The sequence below is a fragment of the Mycobacterium sp. Panama NTM2 genome (assembly GCF_054355555.1).
The window spans coordinates 455739-478826 of record NZ_CM135953.1 but is presented as its reverse complement, the minus strand read 5'-3'; the positions used below and the strand labels follow the sequence as shown (position 1 = coordinate 478826).

At 69.2% G+C, this 23088-nt stretch carries 24 protein-coding genes; 11 read left to right on the top strand and 13 right to left on the bottom strand.

All coding sequences use genetic code 11. The features are described from left to right. The first annotated feature begins 6 nt into the window (after positions 1-6). From ACXYX3_RS02300 to ACXYX3_RS02290, 3 genes are read left to right on the top strand one after another with little or no spacing between them, the layout of a single operon-like run. A complete protein-coding gene (locus ACXYX3_RS02300; protein ID WP_458609991.1) occupies positions 7-2040 on the top strand; it encodes an MMPL family transporter in 2034 nt (677 codons plus the stop codon). Positions 2041-2069: 29 nt separating this feature from the next. Continuing rightward, positions 2070-3296 (top strand): cytochrome P450, encoded by a 1227-nt coding sequence (locus tag ACXYX3_RS02295; protein ID WP_458609990.1) that lies wholly within the window; start codon positions 2070-2072, stop codon positions 3294-3296. 50 nt (positions 3297-3346) lie between these two features. Further along, the gene (locus tag ACXYX3_RS02290) at positions 3347-3505 is read left to right on the top strand and encodes a ferredoxin (protein ID WP_458612276.1); all 159 of its coding nucleotides are present in this window, start codon (positions 3347-3349) and stop codon (positions 3503-3505) included. Here the strand turns inward: ACXYX3_RS02290 and ACXYX3_RS02285 are convergent. Genes ACXYX3_RS02285 through ACXYX3_RS02270 form a run of 4 tightly spaced genes read right to left on the bottom strand, consistent with a single transcriptional unit; the run spans position 3447 to position 7084 of the window. Continuing rightward, positions 3447-4079: a hypothetical protein gene (locus tag ACXYX3_RS02285; RefSeq protein ID WP_458609989.1), complete on the bottom strand. Its 633-nt coding sequence runs from the start codon at positions 4077-4079 to the stop codon at positions 3447-3449. The genes ACXYX3_RS02290 and ACXYX3_RS02285 overlap by 59 nt on opposite strands. Beyond that, positions 4076-5170, bottom strand: a complete 1095-nt coding sequence (locus ACXYX3_RS02280) for a GGDEF domain-containing protein (RefSeq protein WP_458609988.1) — start codon at positions 5168-5170, stop codon at positions 4076-4078. The genes ACXYX3_RS02285 and ACXYX3_RS02280 overlap by 4 nt, the downstream gene beginning before the upstream one ends. Positions 5171-5189: 19 nt before the next feature. Then, a complete protein-coding gene (locus ACXYX3_RS02275) occupies positions 5190-5798 on the bottom strand; it encodes a PaaI family thioesterase (RefSeq protein WP_458609987.1) in 609 nt (202 codons plus the stop codon). Continuing rightward, a complete protein-coding gene (locus ACXYX3_RS02270) occupies positions 5795-7084 on the bottom strand; it encodes an adenylosuccinate synthase (protein WP_458609986.1) in 1290 nt (429 codons plus the stop codon). The genes ACXYX3_RS02275 and ACXYX3_RS02270 overlap by 4 nt, the downstream gene beginning before the upstream one ends. Before the next feature lie 90 nt (positions 7085-7174). Here ACXYX3_RS02270 and ACXYX3_RS02265 point away from each other — a divergent pair, with 90 nt between their 5' ends. Genes ACXYX3_RS02265 through ACXYX3_RS02250 form a run of 4 tightly spaced genes read left to right on the top strand, consistent with a single transcriptional unit; the run spans position 7175 to position 11057 of the window. Beyond that, positions 7175-7747 (top strand): peptidase M50, encoded by a 573-nt coding sequence (locus ACXYX3_RS02265; RefSeq protein ID WP_458609985.1) that lies wholly within the window; start codon positions 7175-7177, stop codon positions 7745-7747. 25 nt (positions 7748-7772) lie between these two features. Further along, on the top strand, positions 7773-8555 hold the full coding sequence (locus ACXYX3_RS02260) for a site-2 protease family protein (RefSeq protein WP_458612275.1): 783 nt from the start codon (positions 7773-7775) through the stop codon (positions 8553-8555). Between the two features lie 52 nt (positions 8556-8607). Next, on the top strand, positions 8608-9507 hold the full coding sequence (locus ACXYX3_RS02255) for a cation diffusion facilitator family transporter (RefSeq protein ID WP_458609984.1): 900 nt from the start codon (positions 8608-8610) through the stop codon (positions 9505-9507). Continuing rightward, positions 9486-11057 (top strand): FUSC family protein, encoded by a 1572-nt coding sequence (locus ACXYX3_RS02250; RefSeq protein ID WP_458609983.1) that lies wholly within the window; start codon positions 9486-9488, stop codon positions 11055-11057. Before ACXYX3_RS02255 ends, ACXYX3_RS02250 begins: the two co-directional genes overlap by 22 nt. Here the strand turns inward: ACXYX3_RS02250 and ACXYX3_RS02245 are convergent. Next, on the bottom strand, positions 11054-11470 hold the full coding sequence (locus ACXYX3_RS02245; RefSeq protein ID WP_458609982.1) for a DUF3151 domain-containing protein: 417 nt from the start codon (positions 11468-11470) through the stop codon (positions 11054-11056). The two genes, ACXYX3_RS02250 and ACXYX3_RS02245, sit on opposite strands and share 4 nt — an antisense overlap. A gap of 87 nt (positions 11471-11557) precedes the next feature. Here ACXYX3_RS02245 and ACXYX3_RS02240 point away from each other — a divergent pair, with 87 nt between their 5' ends. Then, entirely contained in the window at positions 11558-12304 is a 747-nt protein-coding gene (locus ACXYX3_RS02240) for an Rv0361 family membrane protein (protein WP_458609981.1), read from the top strand. Between the two features lie 36 nt (positions 12305-12340). Here ACXYX3_RS02240 and fbaA read toward each other — a convergent pair whose 3' ends face one another. Then, complete coding sequence (gene fbaA / locus ACXYX3_RS02235) at positions 12341-13378, bottom strand: class II fructose-bisphosphate aldolase (RefSeq protein WP_458609980.1); 1038 nt, start codon at positions 13376-13378, stop codon at positions 12341-12343. 52 nt (positions 13379-13430) lie between these two features. Then, complete coding sequence (locus ACXYX3_RS02230; RefSeq protein WP_458609979.1) at positions 13431-14444, bottom strand: alcohol dehydrogenase catalytic domain-containing protein; 1014 nt, start codon at positions 14442-14444, stop codon at positions 13431-13433. Positions 14445-14501: 57 nt separating this feature from the next. Between ACXYX3_RS02230 and ACXYX3_RS02225 the strand changes: the two genes are divergently transcribed. Next, the gene (locus tag ACXYX3_RS02225; RefSeq protein WP_255730530.1) at positions 14502-15176 is read left to right on the top strand and encodes a DedA family protein; all 675 of its coding nucleotides are present in this window, start codon (positions 14502-14504) and stop codon (positions 15174-15176) included. Here ACXYX3_RS02225 and map read toward each other — a convergent pair. Beyond that, positions 15082-15903 carry a type I methionyl aminopeptidase gene (map, locus tag ACXYX3_RS02220; protein ID WP_241205579.1) on the bottom strand — a complete coding sequence of 274 codons (822 nt, stop codon included), beginning with the start codon at positions 15901-15903 and terminating at the stop codon, positions 15082-15084. The two genes, ACXYX3_RS02225 and map, sit on opposite strands and share 95 nt — an antisense overlap. A gap of 63 nt (positions 15904-15966) precedes the next feature. On the opposite strand from map, the gene ACXYX3_RS02215 reads away from it, so the two are divergent. Then, complete coding sequence (locus ACXYX3_RS02215) at positions 15967-16206, top strand: helix-turn-helix domain-containing protein (protein WP_241205578.1); 240 nt, start codon at positions 15967-15969, stop codon at positions 16204-16206. On the opposite strand, the gene ACXYX3_RS02210 is transcribed toward ACXYX3_RS02215, so the two are convergent. Continuing rightward, positions 16203-16814 carry a TetR/AcrR family transcriptional regulator gene (locus ACXYX3_RS02210; RefSeq protein ID WP_241205577.1) on the bottom strand — a complete coding sequence of 204 codons (612 nt, stop codon included), beginning with the start codon at positions 16812-16814 and terminating at the stop codon, positions 16203-16205. The two genes, ACXYX3_RS02215 and ACXYX3_RS02210, sit on opposite strands and share 4 nt — an antisense overlap. Before the next feature lie 49 nt (positions 16815-16863). On the opposite strand from ACXYX3_RS02210, the gene ACXYX3_RS02205 reads away from it, so the two are divergent. Continuing rightward, the gene (locus ACXYX3_RS02205) at positions 16864-18300 is read left to right on the top strand and encodes an MFS transporter (protein WP_458609978.1); all 1437 of its coding nucleotides are present in this window, start codon (positions 16864-16866) and stop codon (positions 18298-18300) included. A gap of 411 nt (positions 18301-18711) precedes the next feature. Here ACXYX3_RS02205 and ACXYX3_RS02200 read toward each other — a convergent pair whose 3' ends face one another. The 4 genes from ACXYX3_RS02200 to ACXYX3_RS02185 form a co-directional block, all read right to left on the bottom strand. Then, complete coding sequence (locus ACXYX3_RS02200) at positions 18712-19356, bottom strand: Ltp family lipoprotein (RefSeq protein WP_458609977.1); 645 nt, start codon at positions 19354-19356, stop codon at positions 18712-18714. A gap of 156 nt (positions 19357-19512) precedes the next feature. Further along, on the bottom strand, positions 19513-19914 hold the full coding sequence (locus tag ACXYX3_RS02195; protein WP_458609976.1) for a DUF2510 domain-containing protein: 402 nt from the start codon (positions 19912-19914) through the stop codon (positions 19513-19515). Between the two features lie 158 nt (positions 19915-20072). Then, positions 20073-21932, bottom strand: a complete 1860-nt coding sequence (nhaA, locus tag ACXYX3_RS02190) for a Na+/H+ antiporter NhaA (RefSeq protein WP_458609975.1) — start codon at positions 21930-21932, stop codon at positions 20073-20075. Continuing rightward, complete coding sequence (locus ACXYX3_RS02185; protein ID WP_458609974.1) at positions 21929-23035, bottom strand: glycoside hydrolase family 76 protein; 1107 nt, start codon at positions 23033-23035, stop codon at positions 21929-21931. Before ACXYX3_RS02185 ends, nhaA begins: the two co-directional genes overlap by 4 nt. Positions 23036-23088: the final 53 nt, after the last annotated feature.

Below are 23088 nucleotides of genomic sequence, written 5' to 3'. Positions count from 1 at the left end.
GCCGTCATGAGCAGACGACTGTCGTGGACGATCGCGGTGCTGATCATCGTCGTGTCCGGCGCACTCCTGGGACTGCTGAGCGGCGGCTCCGCAGGTGAGCAGTCGCCGGTACCCGTACCGGCGAACGCCGAGTCGACGCGCGCCGATGCGCTGCGCGCCGACTTCCCCGGTGGCGATCAGGCACCGGTACTGCTGGTCCTGACCCGCACCGACGGCGCGCCGCTCAGTCCCGCCGACCGGGCGGCCGCCGACGCGGCGCGCGAGCGCATGCTGGCCGCGACCGGCGAGAACCCTGCCGGGCCCGGCGGACCTCCCGTCCAGGTATCCGAGGACGGACAGGCTGCGATCGCCGTGGTCCCCGTGCCGGCCGACCTGTCCGGGTTCGCGCTCGGCGACGAAGTCAGCGCACTCCGCACAGCGGCCTCCGACGGGCTGGACCCGCAACTGCGCGCGGAGGTCACCGGCGGTCCCGCGTTCGGCGCCGACATCGCGGACTCCTTCTCCGGTGCCAACATCACGCTGCTCGCCGTCACCGCGGCCGTGGTCGCTCTGCTGCTCATCGTCACGTACCGCTCGCCCGTGCTGTGGCTGGTGCCGCTGCTGGTGATCGCGTTCGCCGACCGGGTCGGCGGCGTGGTGGGCACCGCCGTCGCCGAAGGTCTCGGCATGTCCCCGGACGGCTCGACGACCGGGATCACCAGCGTGCTCGTGTTCGGCGCGGGCACCAACTACGCGCTGCTGCTCATCTCGCGGTACCGGGAAGAGCTCGGCCGCAACGCCCGCCACCACGACGCGCTCGCGATAGCGGTGCGCCGGGCTGGTCCGGCGATCATCGCGAGCAACGCGACGGTGGTGCTGGCACTGCTGACCCTGCTGCTCGCCTCCTCCCCCAGCACCCGCAGCCTCGGCGTCCAGGCCGCCGCCGGACTGGTCGTCGCCGCGGTGTTCGTCCTGTTGGTGTTGCCACCGTTCCTCGACCTCTTCGGTCGGAAACTGTTCTGGCCCTTCATTCCCTGGATGGGAGCGACGGCACTGACCGAAGGTGGTGCGTGGCATCGCGTCGCCGACGGGGTGGCGCGCAGGCCGGCGGTGGTGTCCGTCGCCGCGCTCGCGGTGCTCGGGCTGTTGTGCACCGGGCTGGTCAGCACGCCGATCGGGTTGTCGCAGACCGAGCAGTTCCGCGTGCAAGCCGAATCGGTGAGCGGCTTCGAGACCCTGGCCGACCACTTCCCCAGCGGCCTCACCGATCCGACCCTCGTCATCGCCTCGACCGACCGGGCCGCGGACGTACAGCAGGCGATCACCGCAACCCCGGGCGTGGTCTCCGCCAACCCGACAGGCACCTCACCGCAGGGCCTGACTCAGTGGTCGGTCGTGCTGGCCGCCGAGCCCGCCTCCGACGAGGCGTTCGACACCGTCGACGCACTGCGTGACGCCGTGCACGGCGCCGATCCCGAGAGCCTGGTCGGCGGCTCCGACGCCAAGGCCCGGGACGCGGCGGCCGCCGCAGGCCGGGACCGCATGCTGGTCGTGCCCGCGATCCTCGCGGTCGTGCTGGTGGTGCTGTTCGTGCTGCTGCGCTCGGCGCTGGCGCCGGTGATCTTGGTCGCGGTGACCGTACTGAGCGCCCTTGCCGCCCTCGGGCTCGGCGGGTGGGCCAGCGTTCACGTATTCGGCTTCCCTGCGCTGGACAACAGCGTGCCGCTGTTCGCGCTGCTGTTCCTGGTCGCACTCGGCGTGGACTACACGATCTTCCTGGTGACCCGGGCCCGCGAGGAAACCCCAGAGCACGGCACCCGCGACGGCATCGTGCGGGCGGTCTCGGCGACGGGAGCGGTGATCACCAGCGCAGGCATCGTGCTGGCGGCGGTGTTCTGCGTGCTGGGGGTGCTGCCCCTGATCGCGCTGACGCAGGTCGGCATCATCGTGGGGCTCGGTATTTTGCTGGACACGTTCGTCGTACGCACCGTCGTCATCCCGGCGCTGTTCACGCTCATCGGCCCGAAGATCTGGTGGCCGGCGCTGCGCGCGGAAAGGTAGCTGGGCTAACGGGCAGGTAGCGTCGAGACATGAGTCAGGCCGATACCCGCACCGAACCGGCGGCCGGGCAACCGCCGCTGCACATGCGCCGCGACGGGCTCGATCCGACGCCGGTACTGGGCCAGATCCGCGAGTCCGTCGGCGTCGCCAGCGTCACCAATGCCTTCGGCATGCAGGTCTACCTCGTCACGCGCCACGAAGACGTCAAGACGGTGCTCAGCGATCACGCGCGGTTCTCGAACGGCAGGCCGCCCGGATTCGTCGTGGCCGGTGCACCCCCGGTCGACGAGGAGGAGGCCGCCCGCAACAGGGCCGGCAACCTGCTCGGCCTCGATCCCCCTGAGCACCAACGACTTCGGCGCATGCTGACCCCGGAGTTCACGATCCGCCGGATCCAGCGGCTGGCGCCTCGCATCGTCGAGATCGTCGACGCGCAGCTCGACGCACTCGAAGCCGCCGGCTCCCCGGCCGATCTCGTCGAACACGTCACGCTGCCGATCCCGTCGCTGGTGATCTGCGAACTGCTCGGCGTGCCCTACGCCGATCGCGACGACTTCCAGCGCCGCAGCGCACGCCAACTCGACCTGTCCATCCCGATTCCCGAACGCCTGCAGTTGGCCCAGGAGGGTCGCGCCTACATGGGCTCGCTCGTCGAGCGGGCTCGGGCCGCCCCGGGCGAGGACATCCTGGGCATGCTGGTGCGCGAGCACGGCGACGAGCTCACCGACGACGAGCTGATCGGTATCGCGGGGCTACTGCTGCTCGCCGGGCACGAGACCACGTCGAACATGCTGGCGCTCGGCACCGTGGCGCTGCTGAGCCATCCCGACCAGATGGCGGCCGTGCGCGACGATCCGGCCGCGGTGGGCCCGGCCATCGAGGAACTGCTGCGCTACCTGTCGATCGTGCACACCTCGATCCCTCGCATCACCACCACCGACGTTGAGCTCGCCGGGGTGGCCATCCCGGCCGGCCGGCTGGTGTTCGCCTCGCTGCCTGCCGCCAACCGCGATCCCCAGTTCATCTCTGCTCCAGAGCAACTCGACATCCGCCGGGGAGCGCCCGGCCATCTGGCCTTCGGCCACGGCGTGCACCACTGCCTGGGCGCTCCGCTGGCGCGGATGGAGATGCAGATCGCCTTCCCGGCGTTGCTGCGCCGCTTCCCGACGTTGCAGCTCGACGACGACACAGACGACATCGCGTTCCGGTCGTTCCACTTCATCTACGGCGTGGCGTCGCTGGGGGTGCGCTGGTGAACCGGGTCAGCGCGGACCGCGAGATCTGCATTCAGGCCGGCAACTGCGTGATGGTGGCCGCCGACGTCTTCGACCAGGACGACGAGGGCGTGGTCGTGGTGCTCACCGCCGAGGTGAGCGGGGCCGCCGAGGAGCGTGCGCGCCAGGCCGTCAACCTCTGTCCGGCAGCGGCGTTGGCCCTGGATGCCGACGGAACATCAGCAGGCTGACCACCAGCACCCACGCCGGGAACGTCAACGTCATCCACGGGCTGACGTCGCCGGCGACGAGCACGCTGAGCGCGACCAGGTACGTCGTCACCACCAGCCACCGTGCCATCAAGCCGGTCCGTAGCCAGATGGTGGCCAGCGACATCATGAAGACCGCGGCCATCCGCAGCGCGTAGGTGTTGGTCAACGCGAGCAGCAACCCGTGGGCGAACGCCACCACCTCCGGGTCGGCCGCGATGCCCGCCTTCCTGCCGGCCAGCAGGCCCGCCTCGACCGCGGTCCCCGCGAACACCATCGCCAGGAACAGCAGACCGCTTCCGAGGAAGACGGTGGTGAAGAACCGGTCCTCCAGGCGCCCCAGGCTGTCGCGGACCACGCCGATGAACCACAGGAATGCGATGCCCGCGAACGGTGTCAGCACGACCGCGATACGCAGGCGCGTGCTCGTCGTCGGCTCCGGCAGCCGCAGCGCCACCAGTATCACCGCGAACAGCAGCGCGAACACCACCCCGGCCAATGCGGCGGCGCGGGGAGTCGTGAGGCTGCGCAATTGGCCCGGCGGGTGCTCTGTCATGCGCCGACGACCACGGTCTGGTTACCGCCCACGCTCTTCGCGCGGTACATCGCGCCGTCGGCCAACTCGAGCAGCGAGTGCACCGTCGAGGGCGCCTCCCGGTCGGTGGTCCACCCGGTCGCGACACCCACGCTGACGGTCGGCACCACCGCGGCGTCGCAGCGGGCCACCGCGTCGTGCAGCTGCGCGGCGACCGAGCGCACCGTGGCAGGCGGGGCCAGGACCACCACCGCGAACTCCTCCCCGCCGGTGCGCGCGATCAATGACCGCACACCGGCGGCCGCCACGGCGTCGCGGATGCCCTTGGCCACCGACACCAGGACCTGATCCCCGGCGTCGTGGCCGTGGCCGTCGTTGATCGCCTTGAACTTGTCGATGTCGACGGCCAGCACCCCGAGATGCGCGCCGTCCTCGGACACCAGCCCGATCACCTCGTCCTCCAACCCCCGGCGATTGAGCAGCCCGGTCAGCGGATCGTAGAGCGAGTCGAGCGCACCCATCCGCAGAGCAAGCAGATACGACTGCACGATCACCGGCACGCCCACCACGGTCGGCAGCAGGACCAGAAGACGGATGGTGATGACACTGACGGCCTGCGTGTCCTGCGCCAGCGCCATGGCGTACCACGCGGCGAACGCCGCGACGGTGAAGGCGAGGTGCGCGGCGAGTGCCCGCGGGCCGTGCAGTACCACGACGTAGATTCCGTTGGCGGCGAGCAGCGCCAGGCCGGGCATCGCGGTGAAGGCGTCGTGATAGCACGCGATGACCACGATCACCGCGATGTCGGCGTATACCGCGAAGGCACGGGACCGACGCTCGGTCGGCGGCGGGCCGAAGATCCAGATCGCGCCCAGGATGGCCGAGCTGATCGCCACCGCGATCACCAGCGGCCGGCCATTCACCGCGCCGCCGTCGCGCGCTGCCCACACCACCGTCAGCAGCGCGGTCAGCCCGTAGAGCAGCGAGAACGAGCCGATGAACACCTGGTGGATTCGCATCACACCCCGGGACTGCAGGTGCCGCCGGGTCCATTCGAAGTCGAACGGCTGCCGCCACCAGATCAGCAGGTACTCGCGAAAGCCCTTCTCCATCGCCCCCCTGAGAGCAGCGCTACGGCTGTCCGGGGAGCAGCCGGATCATCAGTCCGTTCGCCTCGGCGAGCAGGGTGCCGTCCGGGTCGCGGAGCTCTGCGTTGACGAAGGCCTTACGGCCTTCGGCCTCGCGAAGCCAGCCCTTCGCGGTGAGCACCGTGTCGATCGGCGTCACGTTGCGGTAGTCCACGTGCAGGAACGCGGTCCGGCTGATCGGGCGTCCGGTCGCATGGATCACCATTCCGAAGACGCTGTCGAACAGCAACGGCAACACTCCGCCATGAACGGCATGGTTCCCGCCCACCGAGAACCGACTGAACTCTACCTGCAGTTCGACGCCCGCGTCAGTGAAAGAAATGATGCGATACGGCGGCATCAGCAAGCTTCCCGTGCCGGGCAGCGACGGCGCGCGGTTGGCGGGGCCGACCCCTTCCTCCGCCTCGAACGGGGCCAGCACCTCGATCAGCCGCTCCACCTGGTCGGCGGCCTTGTCCCACGTCGCCGCATCGGGGGCCGCCGACACCGCGAGGTCCTGGGCGCGGCGCATGGCCGTCAGGAAGCGGCCGAACCCGGGCGGCGGGGTGATCGGTTGCAGATCAGGGAACCCGCCCGGGGTCGGATCGGTCACGCCAGCACGTCGCGGCGCACGATGGTCTGGTCACGGCCGGGCCCGACGCCGATGCACGAGACGTGCGCGCCGGCGAGCTCCTCCAGACGCAGCACGTAGTCGCGCGCCTTGGCGGGCAGGTCGTCGAACTCCCGCGCGCCGGAGATGTCCTCCCACCACCCGGGCAGTTCTTCGTAGATGGGCTCGGCGCGGGCGATGTCGCTCTGGGTCATCGGCATCTCGTCGGTCCGCTTGCCGTCCACGGTGTAGCCAACGCAGATCGGCACCGTCTCCAGGCTGGAGAGCACATCGAGCTTGGTGAGGAAGTAGTCGGTGATGCCGTTGACCCGCGTCGCGTACCGGGCGATGACGGCGTCGAACCAGCCGCAGCGGCGCCGCCGGCCGGTGGTGACCCCGACCTCGCCGCCGGTCTTGGCCAGGTATTCACCGTGCTCGTCGAACAGTTCAGTAGGGAACGGACCGGACCCCACCCTTGTCGTGTACGCCTTGAGGATGCCCAGCACCGTCGTGATGCGGGTCGGGCCGATGCCGGAGCCGACGGCCGCCCCGCCGGAGGTCGGATTCGACGACGTGACAAAGGGATACGTGCCGTGGTCGACGTCGAGCAGCGTGCCCTGCGACCCCTCGAGCAGCACGGTCTCGCCCCGTTCGAGTGCGGTGTTGAGCAGGAGCCGGGTGTCGGCGATGCGATGCCGGAAGCCCTCGGCCTGGGCCAACAGGTTGTCGACCACTTCGTTCGCGTCGAGCGCTTTGCGGTTGTAGATCTTGACGAGCACCTGGTTCTTGAATTCCAGGGCGCCCTCGATCTTTTCGGCCAGCAGATCCGGGTCCAGCACATCGGCGACGCGGATGCCCTGCCGGGCGATCTTGTCCTGGTAGCAGGGGCCGATACCGCGACCGGTGGTGCCGATCTTCTTGCTGCCGGCGTACCGCTCCACGACCTTGTCGATCGCCACGTGGTAGGGCATCAGCAGGTGCGCGTCGGCCGACAGCAGCAGCCGGTCGGTGTCCACACCGCGGTCTTCGAGGCCGCGCAGCTCGGTCAGCAGCACGCCCGGGTCGACGACGACGCCGTTGCCGATCACGTTGGTCACGCCGGGGGTGAGAATGCCCGACGGAATGAGGTGAAGCGCGAAGTTCTCCCCCGTCGGGAGCACCACCGTGTGGCCGGCGTTGTTGCCGCCCTGGTAGCGCACCACCCACTGAACCCGACCACCGAGCAGGTCGGTGGCCTTACCTTTGCCCTCGTCGCCCCACTGGGCGCCGATGAGGACGATTGCCGGCATGCCGCGCCTCTCCCGCTCGAATGCTGTGCATAGTGTGTGCAGCCGGTGAGCTACCTTATCCGATCGCGAGCAGCACCTCCGTCAGTCGCGGTGCTCAGTCCGGGCGGCGCACGGGTGCCGCGGCCGCTGCGCGACCTCCCCCGCACCGATCTGGACGAGATCGCGACGTGGCGTCGCGTCGTCGTGGTCGGCAGCGACGCCGACCTGGCCGCCGTGCTCAAGGCTTTGCTGCGCGCCGACCGTCTCGACGTCGAGGTGGCCCACGTTCGCCGTGCGTTCGGCGCAGGCCGGGCCCTGCACGCACCGGCCACCCGCGTTCCGTTGATCAGGGACGAAACCGGTGCCGTCGTCGTCGGCTCGGCATTGTGGCGGCCGCCCGAGAACCAGCGCACCGTGCACGGCGAAGCCGTCGTCGACGACACCGTGCTGTTCGACGGCGAGGTGGCGGCCGTCCGTGTGGAGCCGACCGGGCAGCTGCCCGGGTTGCGCGCCGCGGTGCTGACCGGCCCGTTTCGGCCGCGCCGCTGGGTGGCCGGGCGGGCGGCGCAGTTGGGCACCACCGGCGCGCAGGTGGTGCGTGACGGGATGCCCGGGCCGCGCCCGGTGCGGCGTTCCACGTTCTATCGCCACACGCAGGGCTGGTTGCGCGTCGGGCGCAGGTAGCTTGGGGTGCGTGGGCCTCATCAGGATGAACGACCGGGGTCCGCTGCACCGGTCGGTGCGGCCGAGTCCTCTGTTCCTGGTCCTGATCGCCGTGACGGTCGCCGGCGGAGTCGTGGCGTGGCTGTCGACGTCGCAGGTCGGCCCGATGGCCTACCTCGGGGTGTTCGTGTTCGTGATCTTCGGCTGGCTGGTGTCGCTGTGCCTGCACGAATTCGGCCATGCGTATTCGGCGTGGCGGTGCGGCGACCGCGACGTCGAGGCGCTCGGCTACCTGACGCTCAACCCGCTGAAGTATTCGCATCCGCTGTTGTCGCTGGGGTTGCCTGTGCTGTTCATCGCGCTCGGCGGTATCGGGTTGCCCGGTGGCGCGGTGTACCTGCGAACCGGCTGGATGGGTGCGTGGCAGCGGACGCTGATCAGCCTCGCCGGCCCGGCGGCCAACGTCGTGTGCGCGGTGCTGCTGCTGACGGCGACCCGGCTGTTCTACGACCCGGCGCACTCGGTGTTCTGGGCCGCAGTCGCGTTTCTGGGGTTCCTGCAGATCACCGCGTTCCTGCTGAACATCCTTCCGATCCCGGGGCTCGACGGCTACGGCGCTCTCGAGCCGCATCTGAGCCCGCAGACGCAGCGTGCGGTCGAACCGGCCAAACAGTGGGGCTTCCTGCTGCTGGTGTTGTTGCTGTTCGCGCCCGGGGTGAACCGGTGGTTCTTCTCCGGGGTCTACACCCTCTTCGAGCTGTCCGGCGTCCCGGCGTACCTGTCGGCCGTCGGCGGTGAGCTGACGCGGTTCTGGTCCGCCTGGCAATAGCACCCCTCGGCAGCCTTGCCATATATGCGTCAGCACGCATATATTCGCCGTCATGGGTGCGGGACACGATCACAGCCACGGGGGCGATGCGCGCGTCTCCCGCATGGTGATCGCCGCGGCGATCCTGACGGTGTTCTTCGCCGTCGAACTGGGCACCGCTCTCGCGATCAACTCCATCGCATTGCTCGCCGACGCCGGGCACATGCTCACCGACCTGGTCGCGATGTTCATGGGGCTCACTGCCGTGCTGCTGGCCAAGCGCGGCAGCACGTCGCCGTCGCGGACCTACGGCTGGCATCGGGCCGAGGTGTTCACCGCGGTCGCCAACGCGGTGCTGCTGATCGGCGTCGCCGGATTCATCCTGTACGAGGCATTCGAACGGCTCGGCGGCGCACCGGACGTGCCCGGCGTGCCGATGATCGTCGTCGCGCTGGCCGGACTTCTCGCCAACGCCGCCGTGGTGCTGCTGCTGCGCTCGCAGTCGGAGAACAGCCTCGCGGTCAAGGGTGCCTACATGGAGGTCGTCGCCGACACCGTCGGCAGCATCGGCGTCCTGATCGCCGGCATCGTCACCGTCACCACGCAGTGGCCCTATGCAGACGTCGTGGTCGCGGTGCTGGTGGCACTCTGGGTGCTGCCCCGCGCGATCGCGCTGGCCCGCGCCGCGCTGCGCATCCTGTCCGAGAGCTCCCCCAGCCACATCGACGTCGACGAACTGCGCGCCGCACTGTGCGCCGTGGAGGGCGTGACCGAGGTACACGATCTGCACGTGTGGACCCTGGTGCCCGGCAAGGACATGGTCACTGCGCACCTGACCAGCGGCAGTGACTCGGCACGGGTGCTCGACGATGCGCGCGCCGTACTCACCGCGCGCGGGCTCGACCACGCGACCGTGCAGGTCGAGCCGCCGGATTCGGCCGCCGACTGCGAGTGCGAAAGCCAGAACCGGTAACCCCGCCACGGCTGCCCGGCGCCGTCCGCGCCGCGGTCAGCACCGCGATCCCCGTCCTCGTCGGCGCGGCCACCGGCAGCGTCGGCGCCGGATTGATCGCCACCCTCGGCGCCTTCACGTCGCGGTTCGGGGTGGGGCGGCCCTACCTCAGCCGCGCCGTCCACCTCGCCGTGGTGGCGACCGCACTGGCACTGGCGGTGGCCGCCGGCTCCTGGGCCGCAGACGTCGCATGGGCCGGGGTCTTGACCGTCTCCGCCGTCGCGCTGATCGCGGTATGGCTGTGCAGCGCGCTACGAGTCGGGCCGCCCGGAGCGTACGTCTTCGTCGTGGCCTGTGCCGCGGGGATTGGTGTCTCGGCGTCCCGGCTGAGCCCCTGGCAGATCGGCGGACTCGTGCTGGCGGGCGGTGCGGTGGCGTGGGCCGTCCAGATGATCGGCGCGGTGACGGGGTTACGGCGCCCGGAGCGCGCGGCGGTGCGCACGGCGGCCGATCGGGTGGCCGGCTACCTCGACGCCATCGGCGGGCCCGGCGAGGACACCGCACGTCATCAGGCGGCGCACGCGCTGCATCAGGCATGGACAGCCCTGATCGACCAACAGCCCGTCGCCTTCGGGACCCGCCGGCTGCACCGACTGCGCGCCACGAACCACGCGGTGCACGTCCTCTACGCCCGCGCCGACCGCGACGACGCGGACGTGGCGCGCGCCCTCGGGCGGTTCGACATCGACCCCGACACGATCGCTCATCGTGACGCCGGTCAGCGCCCGCCGGCGCCGGTGCCCGCCTGGCATCTGCTGCGGGCGGCGCTTCGCACCGGCTCGCAGACGCGGCGGGTGATGGTCCGGGTGGCGATCGGGGTGCCGCTGGCCGGATTCGCCGCCGTGGGCCTCGGTGTCGACCGGGCTTACTGGGCGATGGCCGCGGCGGTGCTGATCCTGCACCAGGGCGCGCCGCTGCGCCATGCGATGCGCCGCGGTGCCGAGCGCCTCCTCGGCACCTGGATCGGGCTGGCACTGGCCGCGGCGATCATCGTCGTCCACCCGCAGGGCTGGCTGTTGGCCGCGGTCCTGGCCCTGCTGAACTTCGCCATCGAGATGCTGGTGGCCCGCAACTATCTCCTCGCCTCGGTGTTCATCACCGCCACCGCACTGACCATCGGTACGGCGAGCCACCCGCTGGAGCCGGGGCAGGTCGGACACCTGCTCCTGACCCGCGGCGTCGACACGCTGATCGGCTGCGCCATCGGGCTGGCGGTGTACCTGGCACTGGCGGGCCGACAGGAGACCCACCGGCTCGCCGACGCGCTGGCGTCGACCCGAGCCGCGCTGGCACTCGCCCAGCCGTTCGCGGCGGCGGGCGACGCGACCAGCCTCGCAGCGCGCACCGCGCGACGGGATCTGCAGCGGACGACGCTCGACATGCTCGACGTGCTCGATGCCGCCGAGGCCGGGCCGCGGGATCAGCGGGAAGCCGCAGTCCGGCTGCGGCCGGAGGTATTGGCGGTCGAGCGGGCGTCGTCGGAGACGATCGCCGCGCTCTGGGGTGTCTAGGCCAGCCCGAGTTGACCGCGCGCTGCCGGATCGCAGTCGTCGAGCAGGTCCAGGCAGCGCTGATACTCGGGCATTTCGCCGATCGCGTCAGCCGCTCGGGCCAGCGCCGCCACGCAGCGCAGGAAGCCGCGATTGGGCTCATGGGCGTAGGGCACCGGGCCGAAACCCTTCCAGCCGTTGCGGCGCAACTGATCGAGCCCGCGGTGATAGCCGGTGCGGGCGTAGGCGTAGGCGGTCACCGCCTGGTCCTCGGCGAGCGCATCCTCGGCCAGCTGGGCCCACGCCACCGACGCCGAGGGGTGCGCGGCAGCGACGATCGCCGGGCTCTCCGCGGCGGCCAACTCTGCTTCGGCCTCGGGATCGCCGGGCAGCAGTACAGGTTCCGGTCCGAGGAGATCGCCCATCCGAGTCATGGCCCCCATTGTGCCGTGCACAGTTACCCGACCGTCACCGCGGATGGATAAGCTTCGCCCGTAGCCGTCAGGAGGACCGCAGCACCGATGTCGAACCCCACTGGCCCGGATCAACCGGACGAAGCAACGCACTCACAGGATGAGCCCGCCACCGAGGTGTTCGCGCCGGCCGACCCCTCGGCACAGCCCACCGAGCCGCCGGAGGGTGAGCGACGCTTCACGGCACCGTCGGGCTTCGACGCGGGGTCCACCCAGATCATCAACCGGCCACAGGAACCGGCCACCGAGGTCTTCGACACCGGCGGGGCGGCCGAGACCGAGGCCTTCGCGGCGCAAAACGTTGCGCCACAGAAGATCCCGGCCCGCGACGACGCCCCCAAACCACCCGGCAAGAAACGCAGCTGGGGCTGGGTGATCGCGATCGTGCTGGTGATCGCCGCGCTCGCGGCCGTCGCGATCCTGGGCACGATCCTGCTCACCCGCGGGTCGTCAGCGGCCGCCTCGCAGGAGGACAAGGTCCGCGACACCATCTCCGACTTCGACGTCGCGGTGCAGAACGGCGACCTGGCGGCGCTGCGCAGCATCACCTGCGGCAGCACCCGCGACACCTACGTCGCCTACAACGACGACGCGTGGGAGCAGACCCACGCCCGGGTCGCGGCGGCCAAGCAGTACCCCGTGGTCGCCAGCATCGACCAGGTCGTCGTCAACGGCGACCACGCGGAAGCGAACGTGACCACGTTCATGGCCTACGCGCCGCAGACCCGCTCGACGCGCAGCTTCGACCTGGAGTTCACCGACGAGCAGTGGAAGATCTGCCAGGCCCCGCAGTAGCTAGCCCGCGGTATCTGATTGCGGGCTTCTCTTCGTTCAGCCCGCGGTCACGCTGCGGCCGGCGCTGTGCAGGTCGTTGCACGCCTCGACCACGCGCTCGCTCATCGACGCCTCGGCCTTCTTGAAGTAGCTGCGCGGGTCGTAGACCTTCTTGTTGCCGACCTCGCCGTCCACCTTCAGCACGCCGTCGTAGTTGGTGAACATGTGCCCGACGATGGGCCGGGTGAACGCGTACTGGGTGTCGGTGTCGACGTTCATCTTGACCACGCCGTACTTCAGCGAGTCCTCGATCTCGGACTTCAGCGAACCGGACCCGCCGTGGAAGACGAAGTCGAACGGCTTGGAGCCCTCGGGCAGGCCCAGCTTGGCGGCCGCCACCTTCTGCCCCTCGGCGAGCACCTCGGGACGCAGCTTGACGTTGCCCGGCTTGTACACGCCGTGCACGTTGCCGAAGGTCGCCGCCAGCAGGTACTTGCCGTGCTCACCCGCACCGAGCGCGGAGATCGTCTTCTCGAAGTCCTCGGGGGTGGTGTAGAGCTTGTCGTTGATCTCGGCCTCGACACCGTCCTCTTCGCCGCCGACCACGCCGATCTCGATCTCCAGGATGATCTTCGCCGCGGCGGCCTGCTTGAGCAGCTCCTGCGCGATCTCCAGGTTCTCGTCGATCGGCACCGCCGAGCCGTCCCACATGTGCGACTGGAACAACGGGTTCTGGCCCTTGGCGACGCGTTCGGCGGAGATCGCGAGCAGCGGCCGGACCAGGCCGTCGAGCTTGTCCTTGGGGCAGTGGTCGGTGTGCAGCGCGACCGTGATGTCGTACTTGTCGGCGATCACGTGCGCGAACTCGGCCAGCGCCACCGCACCCGTGACCATGTCCTTGACACCGAGACCCGACGCGAATTCGGCACCGCCGGTGGAGAACTGGATGATGCCGTCGGAGCCGGCGTCGGCGAAGCCCTTGATCGCGGCGTTGACGCTCTCCGACCCGACGCAGTTGATCGCCGGGAACGCGAACGAATGCTCCTTGGCCCGGCTCAGCATCTCGGCGTAGACCTCGGGCGTGGCGATGGGCATGACTGTTCCTCTCGGCTTGGGGTGGTTGGAGTATCTCAGGTGCGGTCTGCGCTCACACGGTCAGAACCACGCGGTAGCGCGCCTTGCCCGAATCCATCAGCTCGAGGGCGTCGGCGGCCTCGGCCAGCGGCCGCTCCTGGACCATCGCCCGCACGCCGGACAGCACGGCGAAGTGCATGGTCTCCTCGACGTCGCGGGAGGTGCCCGACGGGTGGCCGCTCACCGACAGGCCCGAGTTGATCAGATCGAGCGGGCTGATCGGCAGGTTCTCCGGCGTGACGCCGACGGCCACCAGCTCACCTTCCGGACTCAGACCTCCGACGGTCGCGGCCATCGCCTCGGCGTTGTTCGCCGTCGCCAACACCACCGCGGCCCCGCCGAGCTTCTGCAGTTCGGCAGCGACGTCCTGGGCGGTGGAATCGATGTAGTGGTGCGCGCCGAGCTGGGTGGCCTCCTCGGCCTTGCCGGTCCCCCGCGCGATCGCGACGGTCTCGAAGCCCATCGCCCGGGCGAACTGCACCCCGAGGTGGCCGAGCCCGCCGACGCCGAGGATCGCGACGACGTCGCCGGCTTTCGCGCGGGTCTGACGCAACCCGTTGAACGTCGTCACCCCGGCGCAGCCCATCGGTGCGGCCTCGACGAACGACAACCCGTCGGGGATGCGGGCCAGCGCGGTGGCCGGCACGGTCACCGATTCCGCGTAACCGCCCGGGTAGTGCCAGCTGGGCACCTCCATGCGCACGCACTGCATGAAGTGGCCCTGGCGGCAGGGGATGCAGCGGTTGCAGTTGCCGCCGAACCAGCCTACCGCGACCCGGTCACCGGTGGCGAAGTCCTCGACCCCGTCCCCGACCTCGGCGACGGTGCCGGCGATCTCGTGGCCGAGCGTCAGCGGCCACTGCAGCCCCGGGAAGTGCCCGGCGTGGAATTCGCGGTCGGTGCCGCAGACGCCGCAGGCGGCGACGTCGATCCGGACATGACCGGCCGACGGGGAGGCGGTGTCGACCTCGACGACGGTCAGCGCGGCGTTGGCTTCGGGAACCTGGACGGCCTTGTGCGTGGGCATGCCTCAGCCTAAGCCGCCGGTACCCTTGGGGCCGTGGTCGTCGACAATCTCGCGCTGATGCCCGATTTCCTGGACCCGATCAATCTCATCGGATACTTCGGCACCTGGGCGCTGGTCGGCATCCTGGTGGTCGTCTTCGTCGAATCGGGTGTGCTGTTCCCGGTGCTCCCGGGCGACACGCTGTTGTTCGTGGCGGGCATGCTGGCGGCGGGCACGGCCGCGCGCGCCGACGCCGTGGACGCCAATTTCCACCTGTGGCAGCTGCTGGTGTTCATCCCCATCGCCGCCGTACTGGGTGGCCAGGTGGGCTACTGGATCGGCCGCAGCCTGGGCACCGCGATGTTCAAGCCGAACGCGCGGGTGCTCAAGCAGCGCTACCTCGACGAGGCGCACCTGTTCTTCGAGCAACGCGGGCCGTTCGCGATCGTGATCGCCCGGTTCGTGCCGATCGTGCGCACGCTGGCGCCCATCACCGCGGGCGCGGCGAAGATGAGCTACGGCCTGTTCACCGCGTTCAACGTGCTGGGCGCCGTCGTGTGGGGTGTGGGCCTGACGCTGATGGGCTACGGCCTCGGCCAGTTCGAGGTGGTGCAGAAGCTCCTCGAGCCGATCTTCATCCTGATCGCGGTCGCCTCGATCACGCCGATGATCTGGGAGTGGTACAAGCGCCGGAAGGCGGCGAAGGCGGCCGGTCAGGCAGGGCCGTCAGCACCCGAGCCGCACCATCCGTGACCGCAATCGTGTGCTCGCTGTGCGCAGTGCGGGACCCGTCGGCCGACCGGATCGTCCACCCGTCCGGGTCGTAGACGATCCGGTTCGTGCCCTGGGCGAGCCAGGGCTCCAATGCCAGTGTCAGACCCGGCCGCAGCACCATGCCCCGTCCTGCACGCCCGACGTTGGACACGTGCGGGTCCTCGTGCATCGTGCGGCCCAGGCCGTGCCCACCGAAGTCGGTGTTCACCCGGTAGCCGTACTCGGCTGACACCGCGCCGATGGCCGCCGAGATGTCGCCCAGGCGGTTGCCCGGGCGGGCCGCGTGGATGCCCGCGGCCAGCGCGTGCTCGGTGGCCTCGATGATCCGCTGGTCTTGGGGGCGCGGGGTGCCGACGATGATGCTGCGCGCGGAGTCGGCCACCCATCCGTCGATCGAGACCGCGATGTCCATGCTCAGCAGATCCCCGTCGCGCAACACATAGTCGTGCGGAAGTCCGTGCAGCACAGCGTCGTTGACGGACAAGCAGATGACGTTGCGGAACGGTCCGCGACCGAAGGACGGGTCGTAGTCCCAGTAGCAGGACTGCGCACCGCGCTCGGCGATCAGCTCCCGCGCGCGCTGTTCGAGGTCGAGCAGGTTGACCCCGACCTGCGCGCGCTCGGCCAGCTCGTCGAGCAGTGCGGCGATGAACGCTCCGGTGACGCCCATGGCGTCGACCTCAGCCGCCGTCTTCAACTCGACCATGAACACCCTTCCGCAGACCGGTATAAAAATACCAGTGTAGGCCCAGGGGCTTATCCTTGGCCCATGGTGCGTTCTCCCCTGACCCCGCAGCAGCGGGCAGCAGGCGCTCGCCTCGGGGCCTATCTGCGCGCCGCCCGCGGCACCCGGAAGGCGGCCGATGTCGCGCGCGCGGCAGCCATCTCACCGGAGACCCTGCGCAAGATCGAGACCGGCCGCCTGGCCACACCGGCGTTCACCACGGTCGCCGCACTGGCCGCGGTGCTGGACATCCGCCTCGACGAGCTCGCCCGCACCTGCCGTTAGGACTGTTCGAGCCCGTTCTGCAGTGCATCGAAGAGTTGACCCAGACGGCGGCGATGGTCGTCGACAACCGGTTCCGGCGACCCTTCGCCGATGACGCGGCGTGCCGTTTCGGTCAGGACGGTCGAGTATCCGGCGATGACGAGCGCGGGGAACAGGGCCGGGTCACCTTCGAACTGCGGATCCGCGTCGAGCGCCTCGCGCAGCGCCTGCACGAGTTCGGCGGCGATCTCCCGCAGCCGGGCGATCAGCACCGGCGATCCTGCGACGGTTCGATAGAACGGAATCGATCCGTCCTTGACCCCGGACAGGGCGTGGCGTTCGTCGACGAGACGGAACGCCATGTCGCGCAGCGACGTCAGTACGGCGGTTTCGGGGGCGCGGTCACGCACCGCCGCCCGCAGGATCTCGACGGCGTCGTCGACGCGGTCGAACAGCAGGTCCTCTTTGCGCGGAAAGTGCTTGAACACCGTCACGCTCGAGACTCCGGCCTCCTTGGCGACCTGCGCGACCGTCACCTCGTCGAACCCGCGATCGAGGAACATCCGGGTCGCGACATCCGAGATCTTTCGCCGGGTCATCGGCCCGCCGCGCTCCGAGGTCCTGGGCATTCCACCTCACTTTGTTGACTCTCTTAGTTTAGTCACTTAGATTAGTGACATGACCATCCAGAGCATTGTCTCTCCTCGCTCGCTCACCCAGGCCTGGCCGGCCCTTCTGGGCCTGTCGGCCGTGTTCCTGTTCGAGATGCTCGACAACTCGATCCTGACCGTCGCGCTGCCCACGATCGGCCGCGACCTGCACGCCTCCACCGCCGCACTGCAATGGGTGACGGGCGCCTACGCCGTCGTGTTCGGCGCGCTGATGCTCATACTCGGGGCCGTCGCCGACCGGGTCGGACGGCGACGCGTCATGCTTGTCGGCCTCGCCCTGCTCGCCGCCGCGAGCCTGGCGACCGCGTTCGTCACGACGGCCGAACAGCTCATCGCCGTCCGCGTGCTGACCGGCGTCGCGGCGGCGATGACGACACCGGGCGCGATGGCGCTGGCGTTCCGACTGTTCGACGACGACACGCTGCGCATGCGTGCGATCACGCTGATCTCGACCGTGGGACTGGTCGGTCTCGCGATCGGCCCGACAGTGGGCGGGTTCGTCATCGAGATCGCACCCTGGCAGGTGCTGCTGCTGGTCAACGTGCCGATCGCGCTGCTCGCGGTCGTGGGTGTGCGCGTCGGCATCACAGCCGACCGCGCCGAGGATCTGCATCGCGATCCGCTGGACGTCGCGGGTGGCGTTCTCGGCACGGTCGCGATTGCGTGCGCGCTGGTCGCGCCGACGTTGTTCGTCGAGGAGGGAGCCGGCGCGTGGCAGCCGTGGGTGACTGCCGCGCTGGCGCTGGCCGCATTCGTGGCGTTCGTTATCCGGGAGCGGACCGCGCGGTTCCCGCTGATCTCGTTGAAGCTCGTGGCGCACCCGCTGGTGGCGAGCGGCCTGGCGTTCGAGGCCGCAGCCGGGCTGGCGATCGCGGGGCTGGGCTACCTGGTCACGCTGCAGCTGCAGCTCGACTGGGGCTGGCCGCCGGCGCTCGCCGCGATCGGGATGCTGCCGCAGGTCGCGGTGCTCATCACGGGCAGCTTCGTCGTCAACCCGTTCGTGAAGAGGGTCGGGCCGGAACGCGCCGCGTGGCTCAGCGCATCGGCCGTCGTGCTGGGGCTCGCGGTCTACGCCGGGCTGGGCCGCGTCGGATATGCCTGGGTCGCGCTGGCACTGGTGCTCGTCGCGGCGGGCCTGCGGGTCGTCGGTGTGGTCGCGGCGGTGAACGTGTTGCGCGGGTTGCCGGAGAACCGGACCACGATCGGCACAGCGCTGGTCGACACGTCTAGCGAGGTGACGTCCGGCGTCGGCATCGCGGTCAGCGGGACGATCCTGGCGGCCATGTTCACCGGCACCATCACCGCCGCGCACTGGACGGCGAGTCAGACGACGCAGTTCCGGGAGGCGGTCACCGTCGCGGGGCTCGCACTGACCGGGATCGCCGCGGCGTTGGTCGCGTCCGGAATTGTTCGCGCGCGAGATGGTGCCGAGCTCCTCGGCTGACTATCGAGAACGCTGTGTGAATAAATGGATCACCACGGATCACGCGGGCGAGGCTCTCGAAGGAGCGATCGCCGAGTTCTTGAGCGACTCCAAGGGACGTCCGCTCACGACCGCCAATCCGCAGCGTCTGTAGCCGGACGACGAATTTGCGCCGCCTGACCCGACCAGCTGACCGGCCGTCCAATCCTATGGAGCCGAAACCCTTTCGTTTACTTCGGCTCGCTGCTCACCGCGGCGAGGATGCCAAAGATTGCTCCGTAGGGACGACGACGATCCCGAAGTCTGCGTATGGGCTCTCAAGGCGTGCCATCACGCTAGCGTGTCCCCGCCTCGTGAGGATGTAAGCGGAACAACCGTGCTCGTTCTTCGGCTCAAGATCCTTCAACTAGAACGCTGTTGTCAGCATTCCCATCAGCCTCCATACGCCGCATTGGCGCCGTACTGAGCTTCGCTCGGCGTGAAGCCGCTGTACTCCAGTTGCTCGATCAGCCCCCGGAGGGAGAACGATGTGTACTCAAGGTAGCTTTCGGCCTTTTTCACCGCCTGCTCATTCCAATCCACGCCGCCGTCGGCTTCGATGGTATGGACAGCAAACTCCGCGTCTGCGGTGTCGAAGTCGCTGTACTCCAGTTGCTCAATCAACCCTTGCCTGGAGAACGCGGTGTAGTCGAGGTAACTCTGCGCCTTTTTGATTGCGTTCTCTTGAGCAGGACTAAAACGGGGCTGCGGCGCCTCGACTGTCTCAGCTGGGGCGGCCGAGGTTGGTGCTGCAGACAGAGTCCGGCTCGTCGTAGCGGACGACGAAGACAACGAAGACGACGTCTTGTCCTCGTTGCTGTCGCCAAGTGAACCGACGACGATAAGCGCGAAGAAGCCAGCCGCAACCCCTATGACAATCTTCGCGCTTCTCGACATTGCCGGCTTCGCAGCGTGGCCTACGGCGGGCAGCGGAGGCCCGAACGGTGCGTAGTTCTCAGTCCAGGTCGTGCCGTCGAAATAACGCTGCCGGCTGGGGTCCGCTGGATCGGGATACCAACCGGCTCTAGGCTGCGTCATAGAGTCCCCTCTGCGAAGTTGAGTGCCTACGACATTAGCTGCCCCTGCGCCCAGCGTAATCACAGCGTCCGACGAGGTAACCCTCAGAGCGATAGACGCAGTCCCCGTCAAGCCGGTCGATAATCGCAACAACAGCAACGTTCGGGGCGCAACTCCTTATCCGTCGAAAACGCGGGTCAGCTCATCACGTTTCTCGGCAAGCTGACTCTCGATATAGAAAGCATTCAATAGGGCGACGGCCAACAGCAGTGCGGCGACGGCACGGACCCATGTCGCAGCGCCCATGAAGAACCCCAAAGCCGTCGCGAGTCCAACCACCGCGACACCGGTCCACACAGGACCTGAACCAGACAGAAGGCTCACCGATTGCATGGACATCACAACACCAACCACGGCGAGCACGGACACGCCAATGGCGACCGCCGTTCTTTTGTTGTAGTCAGCCTTATCTGGCACACCGACCGGCTCGCCCCAAGTCGAACCATCCCAGTAGATCTTTTTGCCTGGATTCAACGGATCTGGATACCAGCCGGGCGCGGGGTTCGGCGACGCATTCACGTTTGCCGAGCCTAGGTCAGAAGCGGCCCGAAAATTGCTACAACGATGTCCTTTTTCCGGGGTGCCCCCAACTCCACCACCTCGACCGTCAGTTCGTCGGCATCGAGGTCGACGCTGTGGTGAAGGTCGTATGGCTACCAGGATGGACATCCCGTCGCTCACCCACGTTCCGTGCGACCGCCTTCCAGCGCGCGAATGAGACTCGCCGCATCCCACGGCCCCCTGTGCCGGACACCGTTGACGAACAGCGTCGGCGTCGCATTCAGATCCATCGCCTGCGCGTCCTCGGCATCGTCGGTCACCCGGTGCAGCACCTTCGACGCATGCAGCCGGACATCGCGGTCGAACTGTTCAATGTCGCAGCCAGCGGCCGTGGCATAGCGGTAGATATCGGCCCAGTCGAGATCGTCCTGATGGGCGAACAGCTGCCGCGACATCTCCCAGAACCGCCCCTGCAGCGCCGCCGCCTCGCTGGCGCGGGCCGCGTCGAACGCCCGCGGATGTGCCCGCTCGAGCGGGAAATGCCGCCATACATACCGCAACTCATCGCCGAAGTGCTTGCGGACCTCGTCGATCGCGCCGGTCGCGCGGCTGCAGAACGGGCACTCGAAGTCGCCGTACTCGACCAGCGTCAGCGGTGCATCGGGCCGGCCGCGCAGATGGTCCCGCTCGGGATCGACGGGACGCAACAGGTGCAGGCCCACGGGCTCGGGCGGGCTGAGCCAATCGGTGATCCGGAAAATCGCCCAGCCCAGCGCGAACGCCAGCACCGAGGCCGCCAGCACGCCGATACGGGCCTGGTCCTGGCGGCCCGGGTCCTCGATCGCGATGTCGACGATGAACAGCGAGATCGTGAACCCGATGCCCGACAGCGCGGCGCCGCCCATCACCCTGCGTAGCGTCAGCCCCGGCGCGAGCACGCCCAGCCCGGTGCGGCGCATGAACCACGTCGCACCGGTGATGCCGACGAACTTGCCGATCACCAGGCCGGCGACGATGCCCCACGTCAGCGGTGACCGCAGCGCCGCGCCCACGCTCGCCGCATCCAGCTTCACCCCCGCGTTGACCAACGCGAAGATCGGCAGGATGCCGAACGACACCACCGGCCCGACCGCCGTCTGCAGCCGTTCGTTGATCGAGATGGACTCCTGCAGCGAGCGGCTCGCGGCGCGGGCGTACCGCGAATTCGGCGACTGCCGGAACGCGCGGATCTGCTCGACCGCGCGCTCGACCGGCCGTCGTTCCGGGGTGAAGACCGGGATCAGCAGCGCGACCGCCACCCCGGCCAGGGTGGGATGCACCCCGCCCATGTACAGCGCGACCCACAGCGCCACGCCGAGGACCGCGTAGGCGGGCCCGCGTGCGACGGGCAGCCTACGCACCAGCGCCAGCGCACCCAGCAGCACCGCAGCCACCAGCAGCGGCACCCATCGGATCTCGTCGGAGTAGAACAGCGCGATCACCCCGAGCGCGCCGACGTCGTCGACGACGGCCAGGGTGAGCAGGAACAGCCGTACGCGAGCGGGGAACACCGGCTTGATGATCGCCAGCGCGCCGACGAGGAACGCGGTGTCGGTGGAGATCACCACACCCCACGCGTGCGCGTTCTCCCCCGACGGGTTGAGCGCCAGGAACACGACCGCGGGCAGCACCAGCCCGGCGATCGCGGCGACGACGGGTACCGCGGCGCGGGAGCGGTCCGTCAGCTCGCCGATGGTGAACTCCCGGGTCACCTCGAGGCCGACGATGAAGAAGAAGAACGTCATCAACGCGTCGTTGACCAGGTGCTGCACCGACATCTCGGCGTGATACGAGCCGACGGTGAACCCGACCTCGGTGTGCAGCAGCGTCGAATACGCTTGCGCCCACGGCGAATTCGCCCACAGGATGGCGACGATGGTGGCGATGAGCAGCAGCGCCGCCGCGGTGTTGTCGGTCGTCTTGTTCGTGCCACTGCCGCGGCTCAGACGCGAGGGCCGCAGCGGGAAACCCCGCGGCGGGGTACCGGCTTCGGTCACGGCCGACCGGAAACGGCGTGGGCTGCTTCCATCAGCATCCACCCTGCCAGTTGGACCGACAGATCGCGCTCCGGGATCTCCGAGGAGTTCACGGCACCGGCGACGAACTCGGCATCACCGGACGTGGCCGTGGGCAGCTGCGCCTCGCGCTCCCAGAACGCGCTGAACAGCGGCAGATCCTCGACCGTCGCACGGTTGTCCCACGCCGCCTGCGCCGAGGACAGCACCAACGTCGCGGCGGTGGCGCGCGCCGACTCGTCCTCCGGCGAGTCACCGGGCAGATCGGTCGCCACCAGCGCGAGATAGCGCGCGAGGATGCCATGGAACAGTCCGCCGTCACCGCCGCCGGCGCCCTTGAGCACCCCGTCGGGGGCCATGTGCTCGGCCACCGCGGCGACCAGCCGGTGCACGCGCTCGGCGTGCCGCGAGTCCTGGGTGCGGACGGCGAGCTCGGTTTCCAGGCCCAGCACCACGCCCTGGCAATAGGTGTACTGGGCGCGCACCAAGGAGCCGGCCTTGATGCCGTCGAAGACGAGGTGCGTCTCGGGGTCGATCAGCGTCTCATCGATCCAGTCGGCCATCTGCTGGGCCCGGCGCAGCCGTCCTTCGGTGCGTGCCAGGAAGATTCCGGCGGGACCGTTGGCGGGGGCGTTGAAGAACTGGTCCTGTTTGCGCCATGGGATGCCGCCGCCGTCCTCGGGCACCCACGCGCTCAAGAACTGGTCGGCCAGGGTGTCCAGCGCCTTGGGTCGGCCCACGTCGGCCAGCCGGCCGGCGCGTTCGAGTGCCAGGGCCAGCCAGGCCATGTCGTCGTAGTAGTCGTTGGTCCACCGGCCGATGTTGCGCAGCCGGTGGCTGCGGATCTGGCGGGTGAGGCGCGTCAACCGGTCAGGCTGCGGGTCCCGCACCTGCGCGTCGACCAGGTTGTCGATGAGGTGGGCCTGCCACCAGAAGTGCCAGGTACCGAAGCGCCGCTGCCCGCCCGTCGCCGGCCACGCCACGACGCCGAGCTGGGTGCCCGGCAGCCCCCACAGTTTGCGGAGGTGGCGCGCGGCGATCGCGGCTTCGGCGCTGGCCGCGCGGTTGGCCCACATCTGATCCATGCGTCGATCCTGCCTCACCCGCTCCCCCAAAAGCCATGAGACAAATATGTCTC

What these genes read in the sequence shown, in the direction of transcription:
- ACXYX3_RS02205 (WP_458609978.1), top strand. Translation starts at nt 16,864, where the DNA reads ATGACCATCCAGAGCATTGTCTCTCCTCGCTCGCTCACCCAGGCCTGG.
- ACXYX3_RS02215 (WP_241205578.1), top strand. Translation starts at nt 15,967, where the DNA reads ATGGTGCGTTCTCCCCTGACCCCGCAGCAGCGGGCAGCAGGCGCTCGC.
- fbaA (WP_458609980.1), bottom strand. Translation starts at nt 13,378, where the DNA reads ATGCCCATCGCCACGCCCGAGGTCTACGCCGAGATGCTGAGCCGGGCC.
- ACXYX3_RS02210 (WP_241205577.1), bottom strand. Translation starts at nt 16,814, where the DNA reads ATGCCCAGGACCTCGGAGCGCGGCGGGCCGATGACCCGGCGAAAGATC.
- map (WP_241205579.1), bottom strand. Translation starts at nt 15,903, where the DNA reads ATGGTCGAGTTGAAGACGGCGGCTGAGGTCGACGCCATGGGCGTCACC.
- ACXYX3_RS02290 (WP_458612276.1), top strand. Translation starts at nt 3,347, where the DNA reads ATGGTGGCCGCCGACGTCTTCGACCAGGACGACGAGGGCGTGGTCGTG.
- ACXYX3_RS02200 (WP_458609977.1), bottom strand. Translation starts at nt 19,356, where the DNA reads ATGACGCAGCCTAGAGCCGGTTGGTATCCCGATCCAGCGGACCCCAGC.
- ACXYX3_RS02270 (WP_458609986.1), bottom strand. Translation starts at nt 7,084, where the DNA reads ATGCCGGCAATCGTCCTCATCGGCGCCCAGTGGGGCGACGAGGGCAAA.
- ACXYX3_RS02295 (WP_458609990.1), top strand. Translation starts at nt 2,070, where the DNA reads ATGAGTCAGGCCGATACCCGCACCGAACCGGCGGCCGGGCAACCGCCG.
- ACXYX3_RS02185 (WP_458609974.1), bottom strand. Translation starts at nt 23,035, where the DNA reads ATGGATCAGATGTGGGCCAACCGCGCGGCCAGCGCCGAAGCCGCGATC.
- ACXYX3_RS02230 (WP_458609979.1), bottom strand. Translation starts at nt 14,444, where the DNA reads ATGCCCACGCACAAGGCCGTCCAGGTTCCCGAAGCCAACGCCGCGCTG.
- ACXYX3_RS02280 (WP_458609988.1), bottom strand. Translation starts at nt 5,170, where the DNA reads ATGGAGAAGGGCTTTCGCGAGTACCTGCTGATCTGGTGGCGGCAGCCG.
- ACXYX3_RS02240 (WP_458609981.1), top strand. Translation starts at nt 11,558, where the DNA reads ATGTCGAACCCCACTGGCCCGGATCAACCGGACGAAGCAACGCACTCA.
- ACXYX3_RS02245 (WP_458609982.1), bottom strand. Translation starts at nt 11,470, where the DNA reads ATGACTCGGATGGGCGATCTCCTCGGACCGGAACCTGTACTGCTGCCC.
- ACXYX3_RS02225 (WP_255730530.1), top strand. Translation starts at nt 14,502, where the DNA reads ATGCCCGATTTCCTGGACCCGATCAATCTCATCGGATACTTCGGCACC.
- ACXYX3_RS02255 (WP_458609984.1), top strand. Translation starts at nt 8,608, where the DNA reads ATGGGTGCGGGACACGATCACAGCCACGGGGGCGATGCGCGCGTCTCC.
- ACXYX3_RS02300 (WP_458609991.1), top strand. Translation starts at nt 7, where the DNA reads ATGAGCAGACGACTGTCGTGGACGATCGCGGTGCTGATCATCGTCGTG.
- ACXYX3_RS02285 (WP_458609989.1), bottom strand. Translation starts at nt 4,079, where the DNA reads ATGACAGAGCACCCGCCGGGCCAATTGCGCAGCCTCACGACTCCCCGC.
- ACXYX3_RS02260 (WP_458612275.1), top strand. Translation starts at nt 7,773, where the DNA reads ATGAACGACCGGGGTCCGCTGCACCGGTCGGTGCGGCCGAGTCCTCTG.